At 69.5% G+C, this 21,390-nt stretch carries 18 protein-coding genes; 12 read left to right on the plus strand and 6 right to left on the minus strand.

What is annotated here, in order from left to right; translation table 11 throughout:
- Nucleotides 1-26: 26 nt before the first annotated feature.
- The 3 genes from Ahu01nite_RS20320 to Ahu01nite_RS20330 all read left to right on the plus strand — a co-directional run bounded on the left by Ahu01nite_RS20320 (nt 27) and on the right by Ahu01nite_RS20330 (nt 3,428).
- The gene (locus Ahu01nite_RS20320; RefSeq protein ID WP_203838148.1) at nt 27-1,577 is read left to right on the plus strand and encodes a methyl-accepting chemotaxis protein; all 1,551 of its coding nucleotides are present in this window, start codon (nt 27-29) and stop codon (nt 1,575-1,577) included.
- 132 nt (nt 1,578-1,709) lie between these two features.
- Nucleotides 1,710-2,462, plus strand: a complete 753-nt coding sequence (locus tag Ahu01nite_RS20325; RefSeq protein WP_203838149.1) for a hydrolase — start codon at nt 1,710-1,712, stop codon at nt 2,460-2,462.
- Between the two features lie 75 nt (nt 2,463-2,537).
- Nucleotides 2,538-3,428, plus strand: a complete 891-nt coding sequence (locus Ahu01nite_RS20330; RefSeq protein WP_239158998.1) for an SRPBCC family protein — start codon at nt 2,538-2,540, stop codon at nt 3,426-3,428.
- On the opposite strand, the gene Ahu01nite_RS20335 is transcribed toward Ahu01nite_RS20330, so the two are convergent.
- Nucleotides 3,425-5,239 carry a sensor histidine kinase gene (locus Ahu01nite_RS20335; protein ID WP_203838150.1) on the minus strand — a complete coding sequence of 605 codons (1,815 nt, stop codon included), beginning with the start codon at nt 5,237-5,239 and terminating at the stop codon, nt 3,425-3,427. The two genes, Ahu01nite_RS20330 and Ahu01nite_RS20335, sit on opposite strands and share 4 nt — an antisense overlap.
- A 79-nt stretch (nt 5,240-5,318) precedes the next feature.
- Nucleotides 5,319-5,543 carry a DUF7455 domain-containing protein gene (locus tag Ahu01nite_RS20340; protein ID WP_203838151.1) on the minus strand — a complete coding sequence of 75 codons (225 nt, stop codon included), beginning with the start codon at nt 5,541-5,543 and terminating at the stop codon, nt 5,319-5,321.
- 273 nt (nt 5,544-5,816) lie between these two features.
- On the opposite strand from Ahu01nite_RS20340, the gene Ahu01nite_RS20345 reads away from it, so the two are divergent.
- Together Ahu01nite_RS20345 and Ahu01nite_RS20350 are read left to right on the plus strand one after the other, a co-directional pair.
- Nucleotides 5,817-7,400 (plus strand): S8 family peptidase, encoded by a 1,584-nt coding sequence (locus Ahu01nite_RS20345; protein ID WP_203838152.1) that lies wholly within the window; start codon nt 5,817-5,819, stop codon nt 7,398-7,400.
- Nucleotides 7,401-7,470: 70 nt separating this feature from the next.
- Nucleotides 7,471-7,872 (plus strand): response regulator, encoded by a 402-nt coding sequence (locus tag Ahu01nite_RS20350; protein ID WP_203838153.1) that lies wholly within the window; start codon nt 7,471-7,473, stop codon nt 7,870-7,872.
- Here the strand turns inward: Ahu01nite_RS20350 and Ahu01nite_RS20355 are convergent, their stop codons facing one another.
- Complete coding sequence (locus Ahu01nite_RS20355; RefSeq protein ID WP_203838154.1) at nt 7,873-8,634, minus strand: class I SAM-dependent methyltransferase; 762 nt, start codon at nt 8,632-8,634, stop codon at nt 7,873-7,875.
- A gap of 27 nt (nt 8,635-8,661) precedes the next feature.
- The gene (locus Ahu01nite_RS20360) at nt 8,662-9,438 is read right to left on the minus strand and encodes an SDR family oxidoreductase (protein WP_239158999.1); all 777 of its coding nucleotides are present in this window, start codon (nt 9,436-9,438) and stop codon (nt 8,662-8,664) included.
- Between the two features lie 157 nt (nt 9,439-9,595).
- Here Ahu01nite_RS20360 and mshA point away from each other — a divergent pair, with 157 nt between their 5' ends.
- The 5 genes from mshA to Ahu01nite_RS20385 all read left to right on the plus strand — a co-directional run bounded on the left by mshA (nt 9,596) and on the right by Ahu01nite_RS20385 (nt 16,973).
- Nucleotides 9,596-10,915 (plus strand): D-inositol-3-phosphate glycosyltransferase, encoded by a 1,320-nt coding sequence (gene mshA / locus Ahu01nite_RS20365; protein ID WP_239159000.1) that lies wholly within the window; start codon nt 9,596-9,598, stop codon nt 10,913-10,915.
- On the plus strand, nt 10,912-11,406 hold the full coding sequence (locus Ahu01nite_RS20370) for a type III secretion system chaperone family protein (RefSeq protein ID WP_203838190.1): 495 nt from the start codon (nt 10,912-10,914) through the stop codon (nt 11,404-11,406). Before mshA ends, Ahu01nite_RS20370 begins: the two co-directional genes overlap by 4 nt.
- Nucleotides 11,403-12,197: a GNAT family N-acetyltransferase gene (locus Ahu01nite_RS20375; protein ID WP_203838156.1), complete on the plus strand. Its 795-nt coding sequence runs from the start codon at nt 11,403-11,405 to the stop codon at nt 12,195-12,197. The genes Ahu01nite_RS20370 and Ahu01nite_RS20375 overlap by 4 nt, the downstream gene beginning before the upstream one ends.
- A 448-nt stretch (nt 12,198-12,645) precedes the next feature.
- Nucleotides 12,646-15,489 (plus strand): methyl-accepting chemotaxis protein, encoded by a 2,844-nt coding sequence (locus tag Ahu01nite_RS20380; RefSeq protein WP_239159001.1) that lies wholly within the window; start codon nt 12,646-12,648, stop codon nt 15,487-15,489.
- Entirely contained in the window at nt 15,486-16,973 is a 1,488-nt protein-coding gene (locus Ahu01nite_RS20385; RefSeq protein WP_203838157.1) for a chemotaxis protein CheW, read from the plus strand. Before Ahu01nite_RS20380 ends, Ahu01nite_RS20385 begins: the two co-directional genes overlap by 4 nt.
- Here Ahu01nite_RS20385 and Ahu01nite_RS20390 read toward each other — a convergent pair.
- A complete protein-coding gene (locus tag Ahu01nite_RS20390; protein ID WP_203838158.1) occupies nt 16,939-18,234 on the minus strand; it encodes an MDR family MFS transporter in 1,296 nt (431 codons plus the stop codon). The two genes, Ahu01nite_RS20385 and Ahu01nite_RS20390, sit on opposite strands and share 35 nt — an antisense overlap.
- Before the next feature lie 156 nt (nt 18,235-18,390).
- On the opposite strand from Ahu01nite_RS20390, the gene Ahu01nite_RS20395 reads away from it, so the two are divergent.
- Nucleotides 18,391-19,137 (plus strand): phosphoglyceromutase, encoded by a 747-nt coding sequence (locus Ahu01nite_RS20395; protein ID WP_203838159.1) that lies wholly within the window; start codon nt 18,391-18,393, stop codon nt 19,135-19,137.
- Nucleotides 19,138-19,192: 55 nt separating this feature from the next.
- Here Ahu01nite_RS20395 and phoU read toward each other — a convergent pair whose 3' ends face one another.
- Nucleotides 19,193-19,849, minus strand: a complete 657-nt coding sequence (gene phoU / locus Ahu01nite_RS20400) for a phosphate signaling complex protein PhoU (RefSeq protein WP_203838160.1) — start codon at nt 19,847-19,849, stop codon at nt 19,193-19,195.
- 229 nt (nt 19,850-20,078) lie between these two features.
- Here phoU and Ahu01nite_RS20405 point away from each other — a divergent pair, with 229 nt between their 5' ends.
- Nucleotides 20,079-21,374: a sensor histidine kinase gene (locus Ahu01nite_RS20405; protein ID WP_203838192.1), complete on the plus strand. Its 1,296-nt coding sequence runs from the start codon at nt 20,079-20,081 to the stop codon at nt 21,372-21,374.
- The last annotated feature ends 16 nt before the right edge of the window (nt 21,375-21,390 follow it).

Genomic DNA, 21,390 nt, shown 5'->3' on the forward strand with positions numbered 1-21,390 from the left:
GTAATGACCACGTCGAGGAGCCGTAGATGTCCCGATTGATGCAACTAGGGGTCGCCAAGCGAATCGGCCTGATCGTCGCCTGCGGTGTGGTAGGGCTGGCCGTTCTGATGGCCGGGTCCTGGGTCACCCAGGGGCAGCTGGTCACCCAGGCCGACCTGGTGCGAAACCTGGAGGTCGGGCTCGCCGCGCTCAACCACCTCGACACCCGGCAGAGCGAGCTCAAGGTCGACGCCTACCGCTCGGCCCTCGGTGACGACGTCACCAAGGACGTCGCCGACGACGTGACCTCGGCGACCGAGGCCGCGGACGCGGTCGAAGCCGCGGGCCTGCCGGACGATCTCGCCGCGGAGTTCGCGAAGATCCGGCCGAACGTCAACGACTTCGGCACGTTCATCAGCGACTTCGTGACGCAGGCGACCGCGGGCAAGACCCCGGACACGGGTGACATCGCCGATCGCAACAGCGTGGTGGACGACCAGCTCGGTGCGCTGAACGAGAAGGTCGTCGCGGCGGCGGAGCAGGAGCGTGCGGACATGGACAAGGTGGTCGACGCCGCGCGGTGGGGTCTCGCGATCGTCGTGCTCGTCTGTCTCGTCGTGCTGATCGGGCTCGCCGTCCCGCTGACCCGGTCCATCACCCGCCCGGTGGCGCGGCTCGCCCATGTCATCGACGGGCTGGCGAAGGGCGATCTGACCCAGCGCACCGGCATCACCAGCCGCGACGAGGTGGGGCGGATGGCGACCGGCATGGACACCGCGATCGCCTCGATGCACCGGTCGCTGAGCACCATCGGACAGAACTCTGACACGCTGGCCAGCGCGGCGACCCAGCTCTCGGCGGTGGCCGGGCAGATCGCCGAGGCGGCGAGCGACACCGACCGGCAGACCAGCTCGGCGTCGAACGAGGCCGAGGAGATCTCCCGCAACGTACAGACCGTGGCCGCGGGCTCCGAGGAGATGGGCCTGAGCATCCGGGAGATCTCCCGCAACACCAGCGAGGCCGTCCAGATCGCCGGGGTCGCCGTGTCGGAGGCCGCGCACGCCACCGAGACGATCCGGCAGCTCGGCGAGTCGTCGGCGGAGATCGGCAACGTCATCAAGTTGATCACCTCGATCGCCGAGCAGACGAATCTGCTCGCCCTCAACGCGACCATCGAGGCGGCCCGCGCCGGTGACGCCGGCAAGGGCTTCGCCGTGGTCGCCTCCGAGGTCAAGGATCTGGCTCAGGAGACCGCCCGGGCCACCGAGGACATCGGGGCCAGGGTCAACGCGATCCAGGCGGACACGAGCGGCGCGGTCGAGGTGATCAGCCGGATCAGCGAGGTCATCGCCAAGATCAACGACTTCCAGACCACCATCGCCAGCGCCGTCGAGGAGCAGACCGCCACCACCGGCGAGATGTCCCGCAGCATCGGCGAGGTGGCCTCCGGCAGCAGCCGGATCGCGACGAACATCGCCGACGTCTCCACGGCCAGTTCGACCGCGGTGCAGGGGGTGGCCCAGACCCGGCAGGCCAGCGACGAGGTTGCCCGTACGGCGGAGGAGCTGCGTACCCTGGTCGGCGGCTTCAAGCTCTGAGCCCGCGTAAAAGCGGTAAAGACGCGCGCACCCGTACTGCACCTGGCGCGGCCCCGGGTCCACAACACCGGGGCCGCACTGTAACTGGCAGGGCGAGAACACTCGTCCTGCTGGAGCGGCCGGGGAGTCATCGTGGGTGCAGAGCGCGAATCGGTCATGGACGGCACCACCATCGCCGCGGCGGCGGACGTCCTCGATCTGCGCTCGGACGCGCACGTGCACACCGGCTTCGCCGCCGGCCGGGACAGCGTCGGGGTTGTCGTGTCGGCTGCGGACCGCGCCGGGCTCTCCTCGCTCACCTTCGCCGACCAGGTCGGCCCCGACACCACGTGGCTCCCCGCGTACGCGGATGCCGTGCGCCGGGCCCGACACCGCACCGAGCTGGACCTGCGGGTCGGCGCCGAGGTGGAGGTCGTCCGTGAGGACGGCTGGCTGGCCTGGCCCGCGGACCTGGGGCACCTCGAGGTCGTCTCCGTGGCCGTCTCCGGCCTCCCGCTCGCCACCGGCCCCCTCACCCCTCGCGAGGTACGCACCGAGCTCGCCGCCGGCCGCCTCACCCCGGACCGCGTCGCCGAGATCGTGGTGACCGCGACCGTGCGCGGCATCGAGCGCGCCTCCCGCTACGCCCCGGTCCAGCTGTCCCGCCCCCTGAGCCTGCTCGCCCAGGTGGGCCTGGACGACACCGCCGTCACCCCGGAGGTCCTCGGGGTGCTCGCCGGCGCCTGCCGGGCCACGGGTACGGCCGTCGAGGTCAGCGAGGCGTGGCGCAGCCCGTCCCCGCGCGTGGTGGCGCTGCTGCGCGATGCCGGTGTGACCCTGCTGGCCGCGAGTGACGCCCGGTACGCGGCCGAGGTCGGCCAATGGCAGTACCTGCGCCGGGTCTGACCGAAAGACCGATACGAAACGTAGTCGCTTACGTACTCTCTGTCATGCCAGCACTTCAGCATGGGAGAGATTCCGATGAGTATGGTTCAGCAGGCAGTCGAGATCAGCGCGCCGCTGCACGCGGTTTACGAGCAGCTCGCCAAGTTCGAGAACTACCCGCGGTTCATGACCGGCGTCCAGCGGGTCACCCCGGTCGGCAACGACCAGACCCACTGGGTCATGGATGTCGAGGGGCGCCGCAAGGAGTTCGACGCGCAGATCACCGAGCGCTCCCTCGACGAGCGGGTCTCCTGGGCGACCACCGAGGGCCCATTGCTCGCGGAGACGATCACGCTGCGGCCGATGGGTGAGACCCGGACGCAGATCGTCGCCCAGCTCGAGGCCGACGTCGCCTTCCTGCTCCCCAGCGACCGGCACGGCACCGAGACGCTGAGCAAGCGGCTGCGCGCCGACCTGAACACGTTCAAAGGCCTCATCGAGACGGGCAAGCTGGGTGACCCGGGCAGCCTGCGGGGGGCCAGCACCAAACAGCTGACGGGTACGTCCTTCGCGTCCCCCACTTCGGTAGCTACCCGGGCGCACGGCGGACGCCCGCAGCCCGGCGCCGGCTGGGGAACCAGCGCGGGAGAATTCAGCAACGCCAACCCGGACGGGCTCGGCCGGCTGCGCCCCAACGCGGACACCGCGCCGCTCGGTCTGCCGAACGCGGGCACGAACGTGGACATCTCCTCGGCGCCCGGCATCAAGAGCGCACGCGACCTCGACGACGTCCTGGCCCCGGGCCGCCGGATCGTCGGCGCCCCGACCGTCAGCGGCGGCGCGGGCCGCCAGCAGGCGCCCACGGCCCTGAGCGGCGGCGCCGGCCGGCAGTCGGCGGCCACTGCACGGATGGGCGGGAGGTCGGTGGGCGGCCGCGACGTCCGTGGCGACGGCATCATCAGCGAAGAAGAGCGCGGGAGCGCCTAGACCGATGCCGCTTCCCAGGTAGTCACCAGGCAGGCGCCGTGGGGTTCGGTCCGCTCGTAGCGGACCGAGCCCCCGTTCGCTTCCACGAGATGCCGCACGATGAAGAGCCCCAGGCCCGAGCCGCGCATGAACCGGTCGAAGAGCCCCGGCACCAGCTCCTCCGGGATGCCCGGGCCGGCGTCCTCGACGATCAGCACCACGCATTCCCCCTGGCGCTCGGCGCGGACCTCCACCGGCGCCTCGCCGTAGGCCAGCGCGTTGCCGAGCAGGTTGCGCACCACATGCCAGACGTGCTGCCGGTCAGCGAGGGCGGACAGCTCCTCGCCCACGGTCACCTCGACGTCGCCCGCGGCGCGCAGCTCGCTCGTCACCGACGTGACCACCTCGAGGAGGGGCACCGGAGTGCGCCGTGCGGTGACCGAACCGGTGTCGAGCCGGAAGAGCAGTTGCAGGTCGTTCGTCATCTTGATGAGCCGGTTGGTGTTCTTGTCGATCTTCGCGACCAGCTCGAGCCGGATGTCGTCGGGAAGATCGGCCCAGTCCGCGTGGAGCAGCTCGGACAGGCTGGCGATGGAGCTGATCGGCTGCGCCATGTCGTGCGTCAGCATCGAGGTCAGGTCGTTCTTGAAGGCCAGCGCCGCCTCCAGCCGGGTGTTCGACTCCTGGAGCCGCTCGTTGCTCACCGTGAGCTCCGCGGCGCGGCTGCTCAACTCGTCCTCGGCGCGTTTACGGTCGGTGATGTCGACGTAGGTGGCGACGTAGCCGCGCGGCGCCCCGGTGGCATCGGGAATGGTCGCCATCGTGGCCAGCACCAGCACGTCGGTCCCGTCGGCTCGCCGGACGAGCCAGTCGCCCGTACCGCTCGGGGGAAGCGCTGGTGGGTCGGTCGGCCCGGGATGGCCGGTCAGCTCCCGCCAGCGTCTGTTCACGTCGATGACGCGGTAATTGGCGTCGAGGACCATCACGGCCTCGTTCATCGACTGGAGCAGCGTGTCCGCGAAGTCACGCTGCTCGTGCAGCTCGGCGACCAGGGTGCGTTGCTTGCGGTCGGCGCCCTCCAGGGACCGGACCAGAAAACCCACCAGGGCGAGGACGGCGAGAGCGGCCAGGATCGCCCCGGTGCTGATCGCGGCCGCGGGACGGCTTATCCCCGTACGCACAGCAAGCGCACTGACCAGCGCGGCGATGACCGGCACGGCGACGACGGCGGGAAGGGCACGCCGTACCTTGACGCCGGGCCCGGCAACGGCGGCGGTGCGCAGCGGCCCGGCCTCGGGGCGGGCGAGCAGTGCACCGACGGCGAGGGTGAGCAGTGCCCCCGCGTGCAGCGGGGTCATCAGGCTGCCGGGGCCGCGACCATCGGGAAAGGTCGGCGCGAACATCCGCGGGACCAGCGCCACCAGCGTGATGATCGACGCGCCGACGAGCAGCGGGTCCGCGATGCGGTACCGGGCGGGGTCACCGGGCCGCCGGCGCAGCTGGACGTCGAGCCCGGCCAGCGCGAGCCCGGAGAGCACGATGGCGACCCCCGCCGCGGGATGCCGGGACAGGGCGGCGACACCGACGGCGGCGGCGAGCACCGCGAGGACGTAAGCCACGCCGCGGCGGACCCGTCCGGCGCCGGCCGGGGCCAGCAGGCACAGGGCGAGCCCGGCGGCCGGTAGGGCGGCCCCCGGGCTCGACAGGAGTGGTTCGCGATCGTCCGCGGGCGTGCTGAGCAGCCCAGCGGTACCGAGCGCGGCGACGGTGAGCCCGGCGCACCCGGCGAGGAGCCGGGACAGCCTGCCCACGTCCTGCGCCGCGATCTGCACCGTGGAACCCCTCTTAAAATGGGGCGTATCGCCCCAACCGTGAGGGATTGATCATATCGCGGCGGATGGGATCAAGGGGTCACGCCGACGGAGACCGCCCAGCCCATTCGAAGCCCTCCTCGAGGGTGACCTTGGTGGCCATCGAGACGAGCCGCTCCGCGTGCTTGTTGGCGTGGTGCCCGCAGAATGCGAGCGATCCACCGCTGGAGAGGGCGAGCTCCATCTTCGCAGCCGCGTTGCAGCTGTCGCAGCGCTCGGTGAGCTCGGCGGCGGTGACAATCTCGGGCGACAGCAGGCTGGTCATAACGCTCTCCTTGCTCGGTGGCGGCGCCAGCGTCCCATAGGGGCGCAAACGCTCAGTGGCGGTGCAAGCGATCCTGACAGCGGGTACTTCGGCCCGCGGTCCGAGCGACTTAGTCATCGAGGCCCGGATCGCGCGCATGCAACCCACGCGCAACCTGGACGGTCCCGGAGTGGCTCTGTCGCATAGCCAATCTTGCCCCCAGGAGCTTCCCGTATGCCTCTCCCTCCGGGGTGATGTCAGTCGCTGGAAGCAGTAACCAGGAGGAGCCCCCTTATGTTCCGCAACGACGGCCGGCGCCGAACAGCGCGCCTCGCGCTGACCGCCGGTATCGCAACCGTAGCCGCTGTCACCGGGGTTACCGGAAGCGCTTTTGCTGGCACGCCCGAAGCGCTGCCCCTCGGCACGGTCCGGGTCGCCAGTGTTGGGGCGATCACCAACAGCTACATCGTGGTGCTGAAGTCGGCCACCGCGGCCCAGGTGCCGGCCACCGCGCAGGCGCTCGCCAGGCGGTACGGCGGTCAGGTCCTCGAGAGTTATTCCGCGACGGTACACGGATTTCAGACGCGGATGACCGGCCTGCACGCCCGGAGACTCGCCGCGGACCCGGCCGTCGACTACGTGGAACAGGACGCCACCGTGCGCCTCGCGGACGTTCAGACCCAGAACGACCCGGTTTGGGGCCTGGACCGGGTCGACCAGACATCGCTGCCGCTGTCGAAGACCTACACCTACCGGTCGGCGGCAAATGTCACCGCGTACGTGCTGGACACCGGCATCCGGATCAACCACCAGGAGTTCGGCGGGCGGGCGAGCAACGGCTGGGACTTCATCGACAACGACGCCACCGCGCAGGACTGCAACGGCCACGGTACGCACGTAGCCGGCACGATCGGCGGCAAGACCTACGGCGTCGCCAAGGACGTCAACCTGGTCGCCGTCCGGGTGCTCAACTGCCAGGGCGTGGGCTCCTACTCCGCGATCATCAAGGGCATCGACTGGGTGACCCGCAACGCGGTGCTGCCCGCCGTCGCCAACATGAGCGTGGGCGGCACGAAGAGCAGCACGCTGAACGCCGCGGTAGCCAAGTCGATCGCCGCCGGGGTCACGTACGCCGTGGCGGCCGGCAACGACGGCAAGAACGCATGCGCCTATTCGCCGGCGTCGGCCACGGACGCGATCACGGTCGGGGCCACGGACGCCTCCGATGCCCGGGCGAACTTCTCCAACTACGGATCCTGCGTCGACCTCTTCGCGCCGGGGGTGCGGATCACGTCGGCCGCGTATAACTCGACAACCGGGACCGCGGTGATGAGCGGGACCTCGATGGCGACCCCGCACGTCGCCGGAGCGGCCGCCCTGGTCGCCGCCGCGCACCCCGGCTGGACCCCGGCTCAGATCGCCGCCGCGCTGATCGCGCAGACGACCCCGAACAAGGTGACCGATCCGGCCGGAACGCCGAACAAGCTGCTCTACACCGGGTTCCTCAACACGTCCCCGGCGACCACCGCGGCGTGCGGCCCGTTTGTCCTCGGCACCGACGTGGCGATCGCCCGCAAGGGAACCGCCACGAGCTCCAAGACGGTCTCGGGCTGCTCGGGTACCGCGTCGGCGAAGTCGGCCGTCAGCGTGACGGTCAACCACCCCTACCGCGGCTCGCTGGTTGTCATCCTGACCGGCCCGAACGGCGTCAGGTACACGCTGAAGCCGGCGGACAAGGCGGACAAGACCGCCAACCTGGCGCACACCTACCCGATCGACCTGTCGGGAGCCCCGCGCAACGGTAAGTGGACGTTGCAGGTCAAGGACACCTACGGCACCGCCACCGGGGTTCTCGACAAGTGGTCCCTGGCGCTCTGATCTGCCCAAATGCATCCGAGGCGGCCCGCGGCGCCACTAGCGTGTTCGTCACACACCCCAGGAGGCTCTTATGTCGGAGGCTTCGCAAGAGCGTCCCACCGTCCTCGTCGTCGACGACGAGGAAGATCTGCGTGACATCATGCGGCGGATGCTCGAACGCCGCGGTTTCGCGACCCTGGTCGCCGGCGACGCCGACCAGGCGGTCGGGGTCTGCCGGGAGCACCCGGGCCCGATCGACGTACTCGTCACCGACCTGGGCCTGCCCGGGGTCTCCGGTGGCGACCTGGCCCGCAGCGCCTCCGGGTTGCGCCCCGAGATGGGCGTCATCTACATCTCCGGCCTGCCCAAGGACATCGCGGTCAGCAAGGGCCTCATCGCCGAGGACTCCCTGCTGGTCAAGAAGCCCTTCACCTCCGACCTGCTCCTCGAGGCGCTGCGGCTGATCCTCGCGGAGAAGGCGGCGACGGCCTGATCACCCTTGCAGTGACGACCACGGCACGGTCAGTTCACCGCGCCGCCACCGGGCAACTCCGTCGAGTACGGGCCACAGCTCCCGGAACCGCGCCACGCTCGCCAGCCACCGCTGTCTCGGGCCGAACGGTGTAGCGCTCGCGTCCCAGGCGGCGCCGAGCGTGCCGAGCAGGTCATGGACGGGGTGACCGGGCACGTTGTGATGGATGAGCGCCTTCGGTAGCCGCTCGGCGAACGTCGCCGGGTGATCCAGATCGGACAGTCGCGCGGACAGCGTCAACGTGCCCGGCACGCCTGCCTCGACGACCGCCCAGGTCGCTATCCGGCCCAGCTCGTCACAGGTGCCCTCGACCAGCAGGGCGCCTGTGGCGGTCATCGTGTGCCAGGCGGCGTCGACCTCGTCCTCCGGATACTGCCGCAGCACGTTGAAGGCGCGGACCACCGTGGGGGACAAACCGGCCAACTCAAAACCGCCGCGACGGAATTCCAGGACCGGTGGCTGCGCGTACGGCTGCGCGCCCGCAACCCGCCCCGGATCGATCTCCAGCCCGACCACCGCCACGTCGGAGCGGATCGCACCCGCCAGCCGCGCCCGCAACTCGATCGCCGTGATCGGCGTCGCGCCGTAGCCCAGGTCCACGACCAGCGGCTGTCGTGCGGCCTTGAGCAACCCCTCGCAGCGGTACGCGATGAAGTTGTCGACCCGGCGCAGCCTGTTGGGGTTGGTGGTGCCCCGTGTGACTGCACCGAGCGGTTTCATCATGCTCTTACCTCGGTTTTCCGCCGCGGGTCAGATCTGCTCCCGGACCACCTTGTGCTGGGCTGCCTGGGCGATCGGGCGGACCACGAGCCGGTCGATGTTGACGTGCTGCGGGCGGGTGGCGACCCACGCCACGCAGTCGGCGATGTCATCGGCGACCAGCGGTTCCTTGACGCCGGCGTAGACCGAGTCGGCCTTCGCCTGGTCGCCGAGGCGCTTCAGGGAGAATTCCTCGGTGTGCACCATCCCCGGATCGATCTCCACCACCCGCACGGGCTTGCCGGCCAGCTCCAGGCGCAGCGTGCCGACCAGAGCGGTCTGCGCGTGCTTCGCCGCCGCGTAACCCGCGCCACCCTCGTAGACCGTGAACGCCGCGGTCGAGCCGATAGTCACCACCGTGCCGGCGCCGCTCGCCTCCAGCGCGGGCAGCAGTGCCTGGGTGACGCGCAGGGTGCCGAGTGCGTTGACGTCGTACATCCACTTCCAGTCGTCGACCGATCCCGTCGCGACCGGGTCCAGGCCGCGCGCGCCGCCGGCGTTGTTGACCAGCAGGGCAACCTTGCCGTCCAGGGCGTTCACCGCGGTCGCGAGCGCGGCGACCGACTCGTCCGAAGTGACGTCGCACACCACAGCGGTCGCGTCGCCGAGCTCCTTGACCAGTGTTTCCAGCCGGTCGGCCCGGCGAGCCGCTGCCACGACGTGGTAGCCCTCAGCGACGAGCCGGCGGGCGGTAGCTGCCCCGATACCACTGGACGCGCCGGTCACCACGGCGATCTTCTTCTGCACCATGCCCCGATCCTCCCTCATGGCTCGAGCTTCACCCGCAGCGGAAAACCCGGGCAAAGTCGTTACCTGGGTCACCCCGGGGTCGCTGCGTTGGGATTCACGGCCGCGGGATGGGGAAGATGAACGACGGCGTAAAAGTTGAACGTAACGTTTGGGTCGTTTGTCGAAGGGACACCACGTGGCACAGCTGAGGGCCGCCGGCCTCTGGCCAACTCCCCGGCGCATTGCCACCCTGTCGGTGCACACCTCGCCGCTCGAGCAACCGGGCACGGGCGACGCGGGCGGGATGAACGTCTACATCGTCGAGGTCTCCAAACGGCTCGCCGCCTGGGGCGTCGAGGTGGAGATCTTCACCCGGGCCACCTCCAGCGACCTCCCGCCGGTGGTCGAGATGGCACCCGGCGTCCATGTGCGCCACATCACCGCCGGGCCGTTCGAGGGCCTGTCGAAAGAAGAGCTTCCGTCGCAATTGTGCGCGTTCACCAATGGTGTCCTGCGTGCCGAGGCGGCTCACCCACCGGGCTACTACGACCTCATCCACTCGCACTACTGGATGTCGGGTCAGGTCGGCTGGCTGGCCCGGGAGCGCTGGGGCGTGCCGCACGTGCACACCGCGCACACGCTCGCGAAGGTCAAGAACAGGCTGATCGCGACCGGTGACCGGCCCGAGCCCAAGGCCCGGGTGATCGGCGAGGAGCAGGTCATCACCGAGTCGGACCGGCTCGTGGCCAACACCCGCTTCGAGGCGCAGGACCTCGTCAATTGTTACGACGCCGACCCCACGAAGCTCAGCGTGGTGCAGCCCGGCGTCGACCTCGGCCGGTTCCGTCCGAGCTGTGGCGACCCGAGCGTGAGTCGGGCTGCGGACCGGCGCCGGCTCGGCCTGCCGGAACGCGGCCACCTGGTCGCCTTCGTCGGGCGCATCCAGCCGCTCAAGGGTCCCGACGTGCTGATCCGCGCGCTGGCCGCCGGGCCGCTGCGCGACACCGATCTCACCGTCGTCATCTGCGGCGGCCCCAGCGGCAGCGGCCTCGACCGCCCGACCTCGCTGATCGAGCTCGCCGCCTCGCTCGGCGTCTCCGACAAGGTGCGCTTCCTGCCGCCGCAGACGGGCGAAGCGCTCGCCGCGCTCTACCGGGCCGCGGACCTCGTCGCGGTCCCCTCCCACAACGAGTCGTTCGGCCTCGTCGCGATCGAGGCGCAGGCCTGCGGCACGCCGGTGGTCGCCGCGGCCGTCGGCGGCCTGGTCATGGCGGTCACCGACGAAGTCAGCGGCGTCCTGGTCAACGGGCACGACCCGGCCGACTGGGCCCGGGTCCTCGACGACCTGCTGCGCAGCCCGGCCCGGCGCGCGAGGCTTTCGCTGGGCGCCGTCCAGCACGCGGCCAACTTCTCCTGGGACCGCACGGCCGACGGACTGCTGCGCGTCTACCGCGAAGCCGTCTCCGAGCACCGCGCGCTGATCGCCGCCCGTCTGGCAGGCTCCTACTCGTGGTGAACGAGGTCGGCACACTCATCGAACGGGTCTGCGCGGAGCGGGAGCTGCCCTGCGAGGCGACCGGAGCGTCGTCGTGGGTGGTGACCATCCCGGGCACGCACAAGCTCAAGACGGCCTGCAACCTCATCGTGGGCGAGCACGCGCTGCGCGTCGAGGCGTTCGTCATGCGCCACCCCGACGAGAACAGCGAGGAGTTGTGGGCCTGGCTCCTGCGCCGCAACGCCCGCATGTACGGCGTCGCGTTCTCGATCGACGCCGCGGGTGACGTCTACCTGACCGGCCGGGTCAACCTCAAGGGCCTCGACGAGGACGAGCTGGACCGCCTGCTCGGCGCGGTCCTCACGTACGCCGACGAGTCCTTCGACCAGATGCTCGAGATCGGCTTCGGCACAGCGATCCGCCGCGAATGGGAGTGGCGCGTCAAACGCGGCGAGTCCCTGGCCAACCTGCAGGCCTTCGCCCACTTCGCCGACCCCGAGGGCAAACAATGATCCAGGCCGAGACCGTCGAGGCCGAGTTCATGTACGCGTACGAGTCCGGCGTTTCCGGCTCGCCGCTCGACATCACCACCGCACGGATCGGTGGCGGGGTGGCGCTCGCGATGCGCAACGACCCGGCGGGCGGGTACTGGAACAAGGCGCTCGGGTTCGGCGTCTCCGAGCCGGTGACCCGGGAGGTCGTCGGTGCGGTTGTCGAGCACTTCCGGGCGTACGGAAACGGTCGTGCCGTGATCCAGATCGCGCCGTCCCTGCTGCCACCGGATTGGGACGACATTCAGGCCGCCTACGGGATCACCCGGGGTACGTCGTGGGTGAAGCTCGGCGCCCCGGTCGACACCATCGAAGCGGCGCCGACCGACCTGCGGATCGCCCCGGTGACGCCGCGGGATGCCCGGGAGTGGGCCGCAGTCGTGCTGGAGACGTTCGGGATGCCGGCCGGTGGCCTGACGGAAATGCTGGTCGCCTCGGTGGAGCACCCGAGCTTCCACCCGTTCGCGGCGTGGGACGGCGACCGGATCGTGGCCGCGGCGAACCTCTTCGTGCACGGCAGGATGGCTTCGCTGAACACCGGCGCCACCGTGCCCAGCTATCGCGGCCGGGGTGCGCAGTCGGCCCTGATCGCCGCTCGCACCGAGGTGGCCCGCAAGGCCGGCTGCGAATGGATCGGCGCCGAGACCGGAGCGCCCGCCGAAGGTGCCCGCAATCCGTCGCTGGAGAACCTGCGGCGGCTGGGCCTTCGTGATCTCTACATCCGCGACAACTGGATCTTGGCCTTGCAATAGAGGCGGCTCAGAAATAAAGGCTGGCCCAAATGAAGGCTGGCCCAAAAATGAAGGCTGGCTCAGAAGTAAAGGCACCGGCGGCGGCGGGCGACACCCATCCCCATAGGCGTCGCCCGCACTAACCGCCGGTCTCGGGTCGCGCCGTCCCCCAACGGCTGATGCCACCCGTCCCCGAACGCCGGTCCGCGGCGATCCCGAAGGATCAACCCGTTCCCCGAACTAACGGCTCGGCGTCCATCGACCACGCTAGTTGGGGCCGTCAAGGGCCACAAGCCAGTTGGCTGTCTGCCATCTGTCTGAACCGTCACAGGGGGCAACTCCGGCCTCACGGATGATGCGCAAGTCGCCCGTAAGGCCAATTCCCGGCAAAGGTCTGGACCGGCTCAGCAAAATCGCGGCACGGCCGAACGGGGGTGAGAAGACCCGAACGACGACGCCAGGAGCACCTATGGCCCAGCCCGCTTCTCAGCTCGAGGCGGATGCCGCCCTGCAGCAAGCCTCGTTGAACCTGCTGATGCACGAGCGGATCATCGCCACCGTCAATGCCCGCTCGGGCGTCGTGGTCGCGGCGAACGAGCGGTTCTATGACCTGGTCGGCCGCGACGAGTCGGAAGTCGTCGCTAAGCGGCTGAGCGAGATCTGGAACACCTCGGCTTCCTCCGTCGACCGCCTGCTGGACGCGGCCCGCGGTGGCGAATACCTCGAACAGTTGGTCGAGGTGGTCGACAGCTCGGACCGGCACAAGTGGTTGCGCCTGAACTGCGGCCCGGTCGCCCTCGCGCCCGGCGCCAAGGCTTCCGACGGCCAGATCGTCCTGGTCACGGGTTATGACATCACCGAGGATCGGCGGCAGGTCACCGAGCTCAAGGGCAAGTACGCGGCCATCGACCGCTCCCAGGCGGTCATCGAGTTCGACCTCGACGGCAACATCCTGACGGCGAACGAGAACTTCCTGGAGCTGATGGGTTACTCGCTCGGGGACCTCGTCGGCCAGCATCACCGCATCCTCTGCGAGGAGCGCTACGCCGAGAGCCAGGAATACCAGGCCTTCTGGGAGCGCCTGCGCATCGGCGAGGTGGAGAACGGCGAGTTCAAGCGGGTCGGGCGCGGCGGGCGCGAGGTGTGGATCCGGGCCAGCTACAACCCGATCTTCAACCTGGACGGCAAGCCGTACAAGATCGTCAAGTACGCCATGGACGTCACCGAGACCAAACTGCGCAACGCGGAGTACGAGGGCAAGGTCAACGCCATCGGCCGCTCGCAGGCGGTCATCGAGTTCGACCTGTCCGGCGTGATCCTCTCCGCCAACCAGAACTTCCTGAACACGATGGGCTACACCCTCGACGAGGTTATCGGGCAGCATCACCGGCTGTTCGTCACCGAGGAGGAGGCGCGCAGCGCGCAGTACCGCAACTTCTGGCAGGCCATGGCCCGTGGCGAGTTCGAGTCCGGTGAGTACAAGCGGGTGGCGAAGAACGGCCGCGAGATCTGGCTGCAGGCCTCCTACAACCCGATCTTCGATCTGGACGGCCGGCCGTTCAAGGTCGTCAAGTACGCCTCCGAGGTGACCGAGGCCAAGATCAAGAGTGCCGAGTACGTCGGGAAGGTCACCGCCATCGGCCGTGCCCAGGCCACCGTGGAGTTCGACCTCGACGGCCGGATCCTCGAGGCCAACGAGAATTTCCTCAGCGTCGTCGGCTACAAGATCGACGAGGTGCGCGGCCAGCACCACCGCATCTTCATGGAGGCCGAAGCCGCCCGCAGCGCCGAGTACCAGCGGTTCTGGGAGCGCCTGGGCCGCGGTGAGTACGAGGCCGGCGAGTACAAGCGGATCGGCAAGGGCGGCAAGGAGGTGTGGCTGCTCGCGTCGTACAACCCGATCTTCGATCTCGACGGGCGGCCGTTCAAGGTCGTCAAGTACGCCACCGACGTCACCGAGGGCAAACTGCGAAACGCGGAGTACGAGGGCAAGGTCGACGCTATCGGCCGCGCCCAGGCCGTGGTCGAGTTCGACCTCAAGGGCAAGGTGCTCAACGCCAACCGCAACTTCCTCGACACCACGGGCTACAGCCTCGACGAAGTGCGGGGCCAGCACCACCGCATATTCGTCACCAAGGAAGAGGCTGCGTCCCCGGAATACCTGCAGTTCTGGGAGAAGCTGGGCCGCGGGGAGTACGACGCGGGCGAGTACAAGCGGGTCACCAAGGGCGGCCGGGAGATCTGGCTCCAGGCGACCTACAACCCGATCCTCGACCTGGACAGCCGCCCCTACAAGGTGGTCAAGTACGCCACCGACATCACCGACGCCAAGCTTCGCAACGCGGAGTACGAGGGCAAGGACGTCGCGATCAACCGCGCCCAGGCGGTCATCGAGTTCGACCTCGAGGGCCAGATCCTGACGGCGAACGAGAATTTCCAGCGCACGCTCGGCTACTCGGCACGCGAACTCGTCGGCCAGCACCACAGCATGCTCTGCTCCGGTGAGTACGTGACCTCCGCCGAGTACCGCGACTTCTGGCTGCGGCTGCGCAAGGGCGAATACCTCACCGGGCGGTTCCACCGGATCGGCAAGTTCGGCCGCGACGTGTGGATCCAGGCCACGTACAACCCGATCTTCGACATGCAGGGCAAACCGTTCAAGGTCGTCAAGTACGCCCACGACATCACCGATCAGGTGCAGCTGGAGCAGTTGCTGTCCTCCAAGACCCGGGAGATGAGCCAGTCGATCAGCGAGCTCACCGGCTCGATCGACGAGATCGTGGTCAGCGCCCGGCAGGCCAGCTCGCTGGCGGGGGAGACCCAGCACAACGCCCAGGAGGGCTACGAGGAGCTGCGCAAGTCCATCGAGGCGATCGACCTGATCGAGAAGTCCTCGGACCAGATCGCGGCCATCGTCAACGTCATCGGGGAGATCGCCAGCCAGACCAACCTGCTGGCCTTCAACGCCTCCATCGAGGCGGCGCGGGCCGGCGAGCACGGCGTCGGGTTCTCCGTCGTCGCGGGTGAGGTGCGCAAGCTGGCCGAGCGCTCGTCCGAGGCGGCCCGCGAGATCACCACGCTCATCCACGAGTCGGCGCAGCGGGTCGGGCAGGGTTCCACGGTCTCGCACCGCGCCCAGAGCGCGTTCGGCCAGATCCTCAAGAGCGTCGCCTCCACCAGCGAGTCGATCACGCGGATCGCGGACTCCACCCAGCTGCAGCAGAAGGCGTCCCGCTCGGTCAACCAGCTGATCAACGACCTGATCGGCACCGACGCCGCGATGGCGCCGGAGGGCACCCAGGTCACGTCATGAGCAGCATCGAGGCTCTCTACGGGGTGTTCAACACCGGCCGGGTCCGGGTCGCGCTCCCGCTGGACGAGCTGCGCGAGGTCATCATGCGACCGTCGAGCTTCACCGCGTTGCCGGTCACCGCGGAAGGCCTGCTCGGTGCGGTCAACCTGCGCCACGTCGTGATCCCTGTACTGGACCTGTGCCGGCTCGCGGGTTACGAGGAGACCGACGAGTTCGGCAAGGTCATCGTCATCGTCTCCCGCGGCGATCAGCTGTTCGGCCTGCTCGCCGAGGAGATCGAGGGCGTCACCCGGATCACCGAGGAGGCCCTGCTCGAGACGTCGGTGGCCGGTGACCGGCCGGCGCTGTTCTCGCACACGTTCGAACGGCCCGAGGACGGCGAGGTGGTGTCGCTGCTCGACGCGCAGGCCATCTCCCAGCTGCCCGGTGTACCGGTGGTGAAGGACAGCGGGACGCGCGGCACGGGGATCGAGATCGGGGACATCAACAGCGACAGCTCCCGGCGTACGGTGCTGCTGTTGCGGTGTGGTCCGATCGGTCTCTGTATCGACGTGGGGCACGTGCACTCGGTCATCCCGCAGCTCACCGTGCATCCCTCGCCGTTGGACGGTGGCACGTGCCGGGGCGTGGTTCACCTGCACGACAAAGCGGTGCCCGCCGTGGACCCCCTGCAGATGCTGGGGCTGGGCAGCGTCCCGGACGACGGGAACCTGCGTGGGCTGGTCATCGCCCTGCCCCGGGGCCTGGTCGTGCTGACCGTCTCCGACATCGCCGACATCGCGTCCGTGCCGGTAGGGGACGTGCTGCCGCTGCCGCCGGTCGGCATGCGCAAGGACGGCTTCCTCACCGGGGTGCTGCGGATCGAGACGGGCGACCAGCACCTGCTGCTCGACGGCGAGGCGCTGCGTGCCGACGCGGAGCTGGACGCCCTGAGCAACCTGGGCGTGACCCTGCCGGGCAAGGAGAAGGTCGCGCCGCCGGTCTCCATGGCCACCAAGGTCGCGGAGGAGAACGAGGGCCCCGACGGGCGCCGGGTCGTCCCGAGCGTCCGCAAGTTCCTGACCTACAACGTGGGGATGGAGGCGGCCACGCCGCTGGGCCAGATCACCGAGATCGTGCCCTACCCGCAGCACGCGATCGCCCTCGACGGCGGCGGCCCACTGCTCGGCATCTTCACACACCGCAGGCTCTCGGTCCCGCTGCTCTCCCTGCCGGCCCTGCTCGGCATCACGGAGCCACCCGACCCGGCCACCGCCCGCGTCCTGCTGATCGACGCGCCGACCGGGGAACTGCTCGGTTTCGTCGTGCCCGCTCTGCACGCCATCGAGGACTCGGTCTGGGAGGAGAGCGCCCAGAAGGAGCACGCCGACCCGAGCGCGATGCTCCAGCGCGGTCCCCTGGTGAAGATCGGGACCGAGGCTCAGGGGCGGCTGCTGCCCAACATCGACCTCACCGAGCTGGCCGCGGCTGAGCTGGTGGCGTGACGTCCTCCTCGTGCCGGACCTCCGTCGCGACCGGCGCCGGCATCGCGCTCGGCTCCGAGCCCTGCAGCTCACGGGCGCGACGCTCCCGGGCCGGCCCCGACAGCAACTGACCGACGGCGACCACGCCGCCGATCGCCGCGCAGGAGAGCCACAGCACCGTGTTGCCCGCGTGCTGCTGGACGAAGCCGCCGACGATCGGGGCCAGCGCGCCGGCCGCCGACCACGACAGCGAGTTGACGCCCACGTAGCGCCCGCGCAGCAGCGACGGGGACAGCTCGGCGACCAGGGCCGAGTTGGACGGGGTCTGCAGCATCTCGCCGAGCGTCCAGATCACCACGGTGACCACGTAGATCGAGACCGTGCCCGCGAACGCGTTGAGGCCGAAACCGGCACCCATGATGACCGTGGCCAGCGCGAGCACCCGGGACCGGTTGTGCCCCTCGACCAGCTTGGGGATGAAGAGCTGCCCCAGCACGATCATGATGCCGTTGACGGCGATGACCCAGCCGTACGTGGCCGGGCTGAGGCCGTCGGCGGCCATCGCGATCGGCAGTGTCGACATGTGCTGCATCATCACGAGGACGATGAAGAAGTTCAGCGCCAGGAAGCCCACGAAGACCCGGTCCCGGAAGACGGTGCCCAGCCCCGGGCCGCCACGCACCCGCCGCACCGCCGCCCGGACCGGTCGCGTCTCGGCCAGGAAGATCAGGCTGATCACGGCAGTGATCAGCGTCGTGCCGGCGTCGACGACGAAGAGCAGCAGGAAGTCGAACTTCGCGGCGATGCCGGCCAGGACGGCCGAGGTGGCGAACCCGAGGTTGATCGCCCAGTAGTTCAGCGAGTAGGCCCGCACCCGGTCCTTGTCCGGCACGACGTCGATCATCATCGCCTGGAACGCGGGCCGGACGCCCTCGGCGAACGTGCCCAGCAGGAACGTGCCGATGACCAGCTGCCAGAAGCCCTGCGCGAAGCCGAGCGTCAGCATCAGGGCCGCCGCGCCGAACTGGGCGGTCAGCATCGTCGGCCGGCGCCCCCAGCGGTCGGCGAGCACGCCGCCGGTCAGCGTGCCGGCCGCGCCGCCCACGCCGTAGGCGCCCAGCACCAGGCCGGCCGAGCTGGGGGTGAAATGCAGGTCCTGGGTCAGGTAGATCGCCAGGTAGATGACGACGAACGAACCCAGACGGTTGATCAGCGTCCCGGTCCAGAGGAACCAGAACTGCCTCGGCAGCCCGCCGGCCGCTTCCCGCAACCACCCGCGCACGTGGTGACCCCCTGTGTTCGTGTAAGTACCGATAAACCTGGCAGGACTTACACGCTAGTGATCTACGCCCCGGCGCGCAGCCCGGTTTTGTTGTGGTGGCCGCCACCCTGCAGGGTCGGCGCACGTCGCGCATCGTGCTGGGGCAGGATGGAGGTCATGACTGGGACTCTTGTGCTGCTGCGCCACGGCGAGAGCGAGTGGAACGCCAAGAACCTCTTCACCGGCTGGGTCGACGTCGACCTGAACGCCAAGGGGGAGACCGAGGCCCGCCGAGGCGGCGAGCTGCTCAAGGAGCAGGACCTGCTGCCGGACGTCGTGCACACCAGCTTGCTGCGTCGCGCGATCCGGACCAGCGAGATCGCCCTGCACACCGCCGACCGCCACTGGATCCCGGTGAAGCGGTCCTGGCGGCTCAACGAGCGGCACTACGGCGCGCTGCAGGGCAAGGACAAGAAGCAGACGCTCGAACAGTACGGCGAGGAGCAGTTCATGCTCTGGCGCCGTTCGTACGACGTCCCGCCGCCCCCGATCGAGGACGGCAACGAGTTCTCCCAGTTCGCCGATCCGCGCTACGCCGCACTCCCGCCGGAGCTCAAGCCCCGCTCCGAGTGCCTCAAGGACGTCCTGCTGCGCGCGCTGCCCTACTGGTACGACGCGATCGTCCCCGACCTGATCGCCGGTAAGACGGTGCTGGTCGCGGCGCACGGAAACTCGCTGCGCGCGATCGTCAAGCACCTCGACCAGATCTCCGACGAGGCCATCGCGAAGCTCAACATCCCCACGGGCATCCCGCTGCGCTACAACCTGGACGACGCCCTGCGTCCCCTCAACCCCGGCGGCGAGTACCTCGACCCCGAGACGGCCAAGGAGGCCGCTGCCGCGGTCGCCAACCAGGGTCGCTGAGGATCCACAAAAAGCCGGGATGCCCCGTGGCATCCCGGCTTTTCCGTGTCTTCGGTCAGTCTTCCTGAGCGGTCACCGGCTGACCGGTGATCAGGTAGATCATCTGCGCGCCGGAGTTGACGGCGTGGTCGGCGTAGCGCTCGTAGAAGCGGCCCAGCAGGGCACCGTCGATCGCGGTCTCGGCGCCGTAGGGCCAGTCGTCGGCAAGCATGACCTTGAAGAGCTCGCGCTCCAGGTCATCCATCGCGTCGTCGTCCTTGTCCAGCTCCGCTGCCAGGGCGGCGTCGGGTGTGGCGAGGACGGTGGCCATCTTCTCGGCCATCCGGTCCGCGACATCGCCCATCTGGCGGAATACCGGGCGCAGCTCGGCGGGCACGGCCGGCGACGGGTGGCGGCGCAGGGCCGTCTTGGCGACGTGCTCGGCCAGGTCACCCATCCGCTCGAGGTCGGCGGAGATGTGCAGGGCGGTGATGACCATTCGCAGGTCGGAGGCGACCGGCGCCTGGCGGGCGATGGTGTCGGCCACCTTCGTCTCCACCTGGGTGTAGATCTCGTCAACTTCGGCGTCGCGGGCCAGGACGGACTCGGCGGCCTCCCGGTCGGCGGTCAGCAGGGCGGTTGTCGCCTTGCGAAGCGCAGCGCGCACCGCCTCTGCCATGGTCACCAGCAGGCGACTAACCTCGGTGAGGTCGGCCTGAAACTCCTCGCGCATGTTGTATTCCCGGGGTCGTGGGCCGCCCGCCGGTGTGGCCGGCAGCCGTGGTGAGCAGGGCTTGCATGGGTGCTGCAGGGGTCACGCTATGAGGGTCCGGCGGCGTGGACGTGAACGGCGGTGAACGACGCCGGACCGGGTGATGAACATTCTTCGAAGCGCGCCGGATTTGTCCGGTTAGCCGTACGGTCCAGGTAAACAATGACCCTACGATCGCTGCGTGGACACGGTGCTCGGCATAGCCCTTCTTCTCATCGCGCTCGCCGTCGGTGTGGCGGCGGGGCTGTTGCTGTCCCGCATCGGCAGGTCCGGCTCGCCCGAGCGAGCCGCCGACCCGACGCCGTCCAAGCCGATCGAGGGGGGACGAAAGATCGACACCGAGGATGAGCGCGGCGGGAAGTCCGGGCTCAAGGGCCTGGGCCGCAAGAGCCTCGACTCGCTAAGAGTAGGCGTGGTCGTGCTCGACGGCGAGGATCAACCCGTTCTCGTCAACCCCGCCGCACGGGCGATGGGGCTGCTCCGCTCCGGCGGCGCCCCGGGCACGATCGCCGCGCACCCGATTCTGCGTACGCTCGCCGGGCAGGTCCGCCGCACCGGGGTTCGTCGCGAGGTGGAGCTCGATCTGCCCCGCGGCCGGGCCGGCAGCGCCAGCGCCCCGCTCGGCCTGCACCTGCGCGCGGTCGCCCTCAACTCGACGCACGTCGCCGTCGAGGCCGCCGACGTGACCGAGTCGCACCGCCTGGCCAGGGTCCGGCGTGACTTCGTGGCCAACGTGAGTCACGAGCTCAAGACCCCGATCGGTGCGCTGCAACTGCTGGCCGAGGCGCTGCTCGACGCCACCGAGCTGCCCGAGACCCCGCCCGAGGAACGATCGGAGGACCTGATCGCCGCCCGGCGCTTCGCCGAGCGGATCCACCACGAGTCCGCGCGGATGGGCCGGCTGGTCAACGAGCTCCTGGAGCTCACCCGGCTGCAGGGTGCGGAACCACTGCCGACGCCCGAGCCGGTCGCCCTGGACTGGGTCATCGCCGAGGTTGTCGACCGCACCCGCACCACCTCGTCGGCGAAGAACATCGAGGTCGTCTATACCGGCCCGAAGGGTGCCACGGTCTGGGGCAGCGACAGCCAGGTCGCCACCGCGGTCACCAACCTGGTGGAGAACGCGATCGCTTATTCGGGTGAGGACACCCGGGTCGCGCTCACCATGCGTCAGGACGAGGACTGGATCGAGATCGACGTCACCGACCAGGGCATCGGCATCGCGCCGCACGACGTCGACCGGATCTTCGAGCGTTTCTACCGCGCTGACCAGGCACGATCCCGTTCCACCGGCGGCACGGGGCTCGGCCTGGCCATCGTCAAGCACATCGCTACGAACCACGGTGGCCGGGTCGCGGTCTCCAGCACACTTGGTGGTGGTTCGACGTTCACCCTGCGCCTACCGGCGCGACCCCCGGAATCCCCGCTGCCGTTACCGGCGGCTATTGAGATCGAGTCCGGCGCGGCCGGACTTCCTTCGGCCTGACGGCCGGCGGAGTAGG

Origin of the sequence: Winogradskya humida, assembly GCF_016862215.1 — a bacterium.
GTDB classification, from domain to species: domain Bacteria; phylum Actinomycetota; class Actinomycetes; order Mycobacteriales; family Micromonosporaceae; genus Actinoplanes; species Actinoplanes humidus.

Bases quoted from the DNA above. Each gene is read 5' to 3' on its own strand.
- Ahu01nite_RS20350 (WP_203838153.1), top strand. From the start codon at position 7,471: ATGTCGGAGGCTTCGCAAGAGCGTCCCACCGTCCTCGTCGTCGACGAC.
- Ahu01nite_RS20345 (WP_203838152.1), top strand. From the start codon at position 5,817: ATGTTCCGCAACGACGGCCGGCGCCGAACAGCGCGCCTCGCGCTGACC.
- Ahu01nite_RS20330 (WP_239158998.1), top strand. From the start codon at position 2,538: ATGAGTATGGTTCAGCAGGCAGTCGAGATCAGCGCGCCGCTGCACGCG.
- Ahu01nite_RS20340 (WP_203838151.1), bottom strand. From the start codon at position 5,543: ATGACCAGCCTGCTGTCGCCCGAGATTGTCACCGCCGCCGAGCTCACC.
- Ahu01nite_RS20375 (WP_203838156.1), top strand. From the start codon at position 11,403: ATGATCCAGGCCGAGACCGTCGAGGCCGAGTTCATGTACGCGTACGAG.
- Ahu01nite_RS20380 (WP_239159001.1), top strand. From the start codon at position 12,646: ATGGCCCAGCCCGCTTCTCAGCTCGAGGCGGATGCCGCCCTGCAGCAA.
- Ahu01nite_RS20320 (WP_203838148.1), top strand. From the start codon at position 27: ATGTCCCGATTGATGCAACTAGGGGTCGCCAAGCGAATCGGCCTGATC.
- Ahu01nite_RS20355 (WP_203838154.1), bottom strand. From the start codon at position 8,634: ATGATGAAACCGCTCGGTGCAGTCACACGGGGCACCACCAACCCCAAC.
- Ahu01nite_RS20360 (WP_239158999.1), bottom strand. From the start codon at position 9,438: ATGAGGGAGGATCGGGGCATGGTGCAGAAGAAGATCGCCGTGGTGACC.
- Ahu01nite_RS20395 (WP_203838159.1), top strand. From the start codon at position 18,391: ATGACTGGGACTCTTGTGCTGCTGCGCCACGGCGAGAGCGAGTGGAAC.
- Ahu01nite_RS20385 (WP_203838157.1), top strand. From the start codon at position 15,486: ATGAGCAGCATCGAGGCTCTCTACGGGGTGTTCAACACCGGCCGGGTC.
- phoU (WP_203838160.1), bottom strand. From the start codon at position 19,849: ATGCGCGAGGAGTTTCAGGCCGACCTCACCGAGGTTAGTCGCCTGCTG.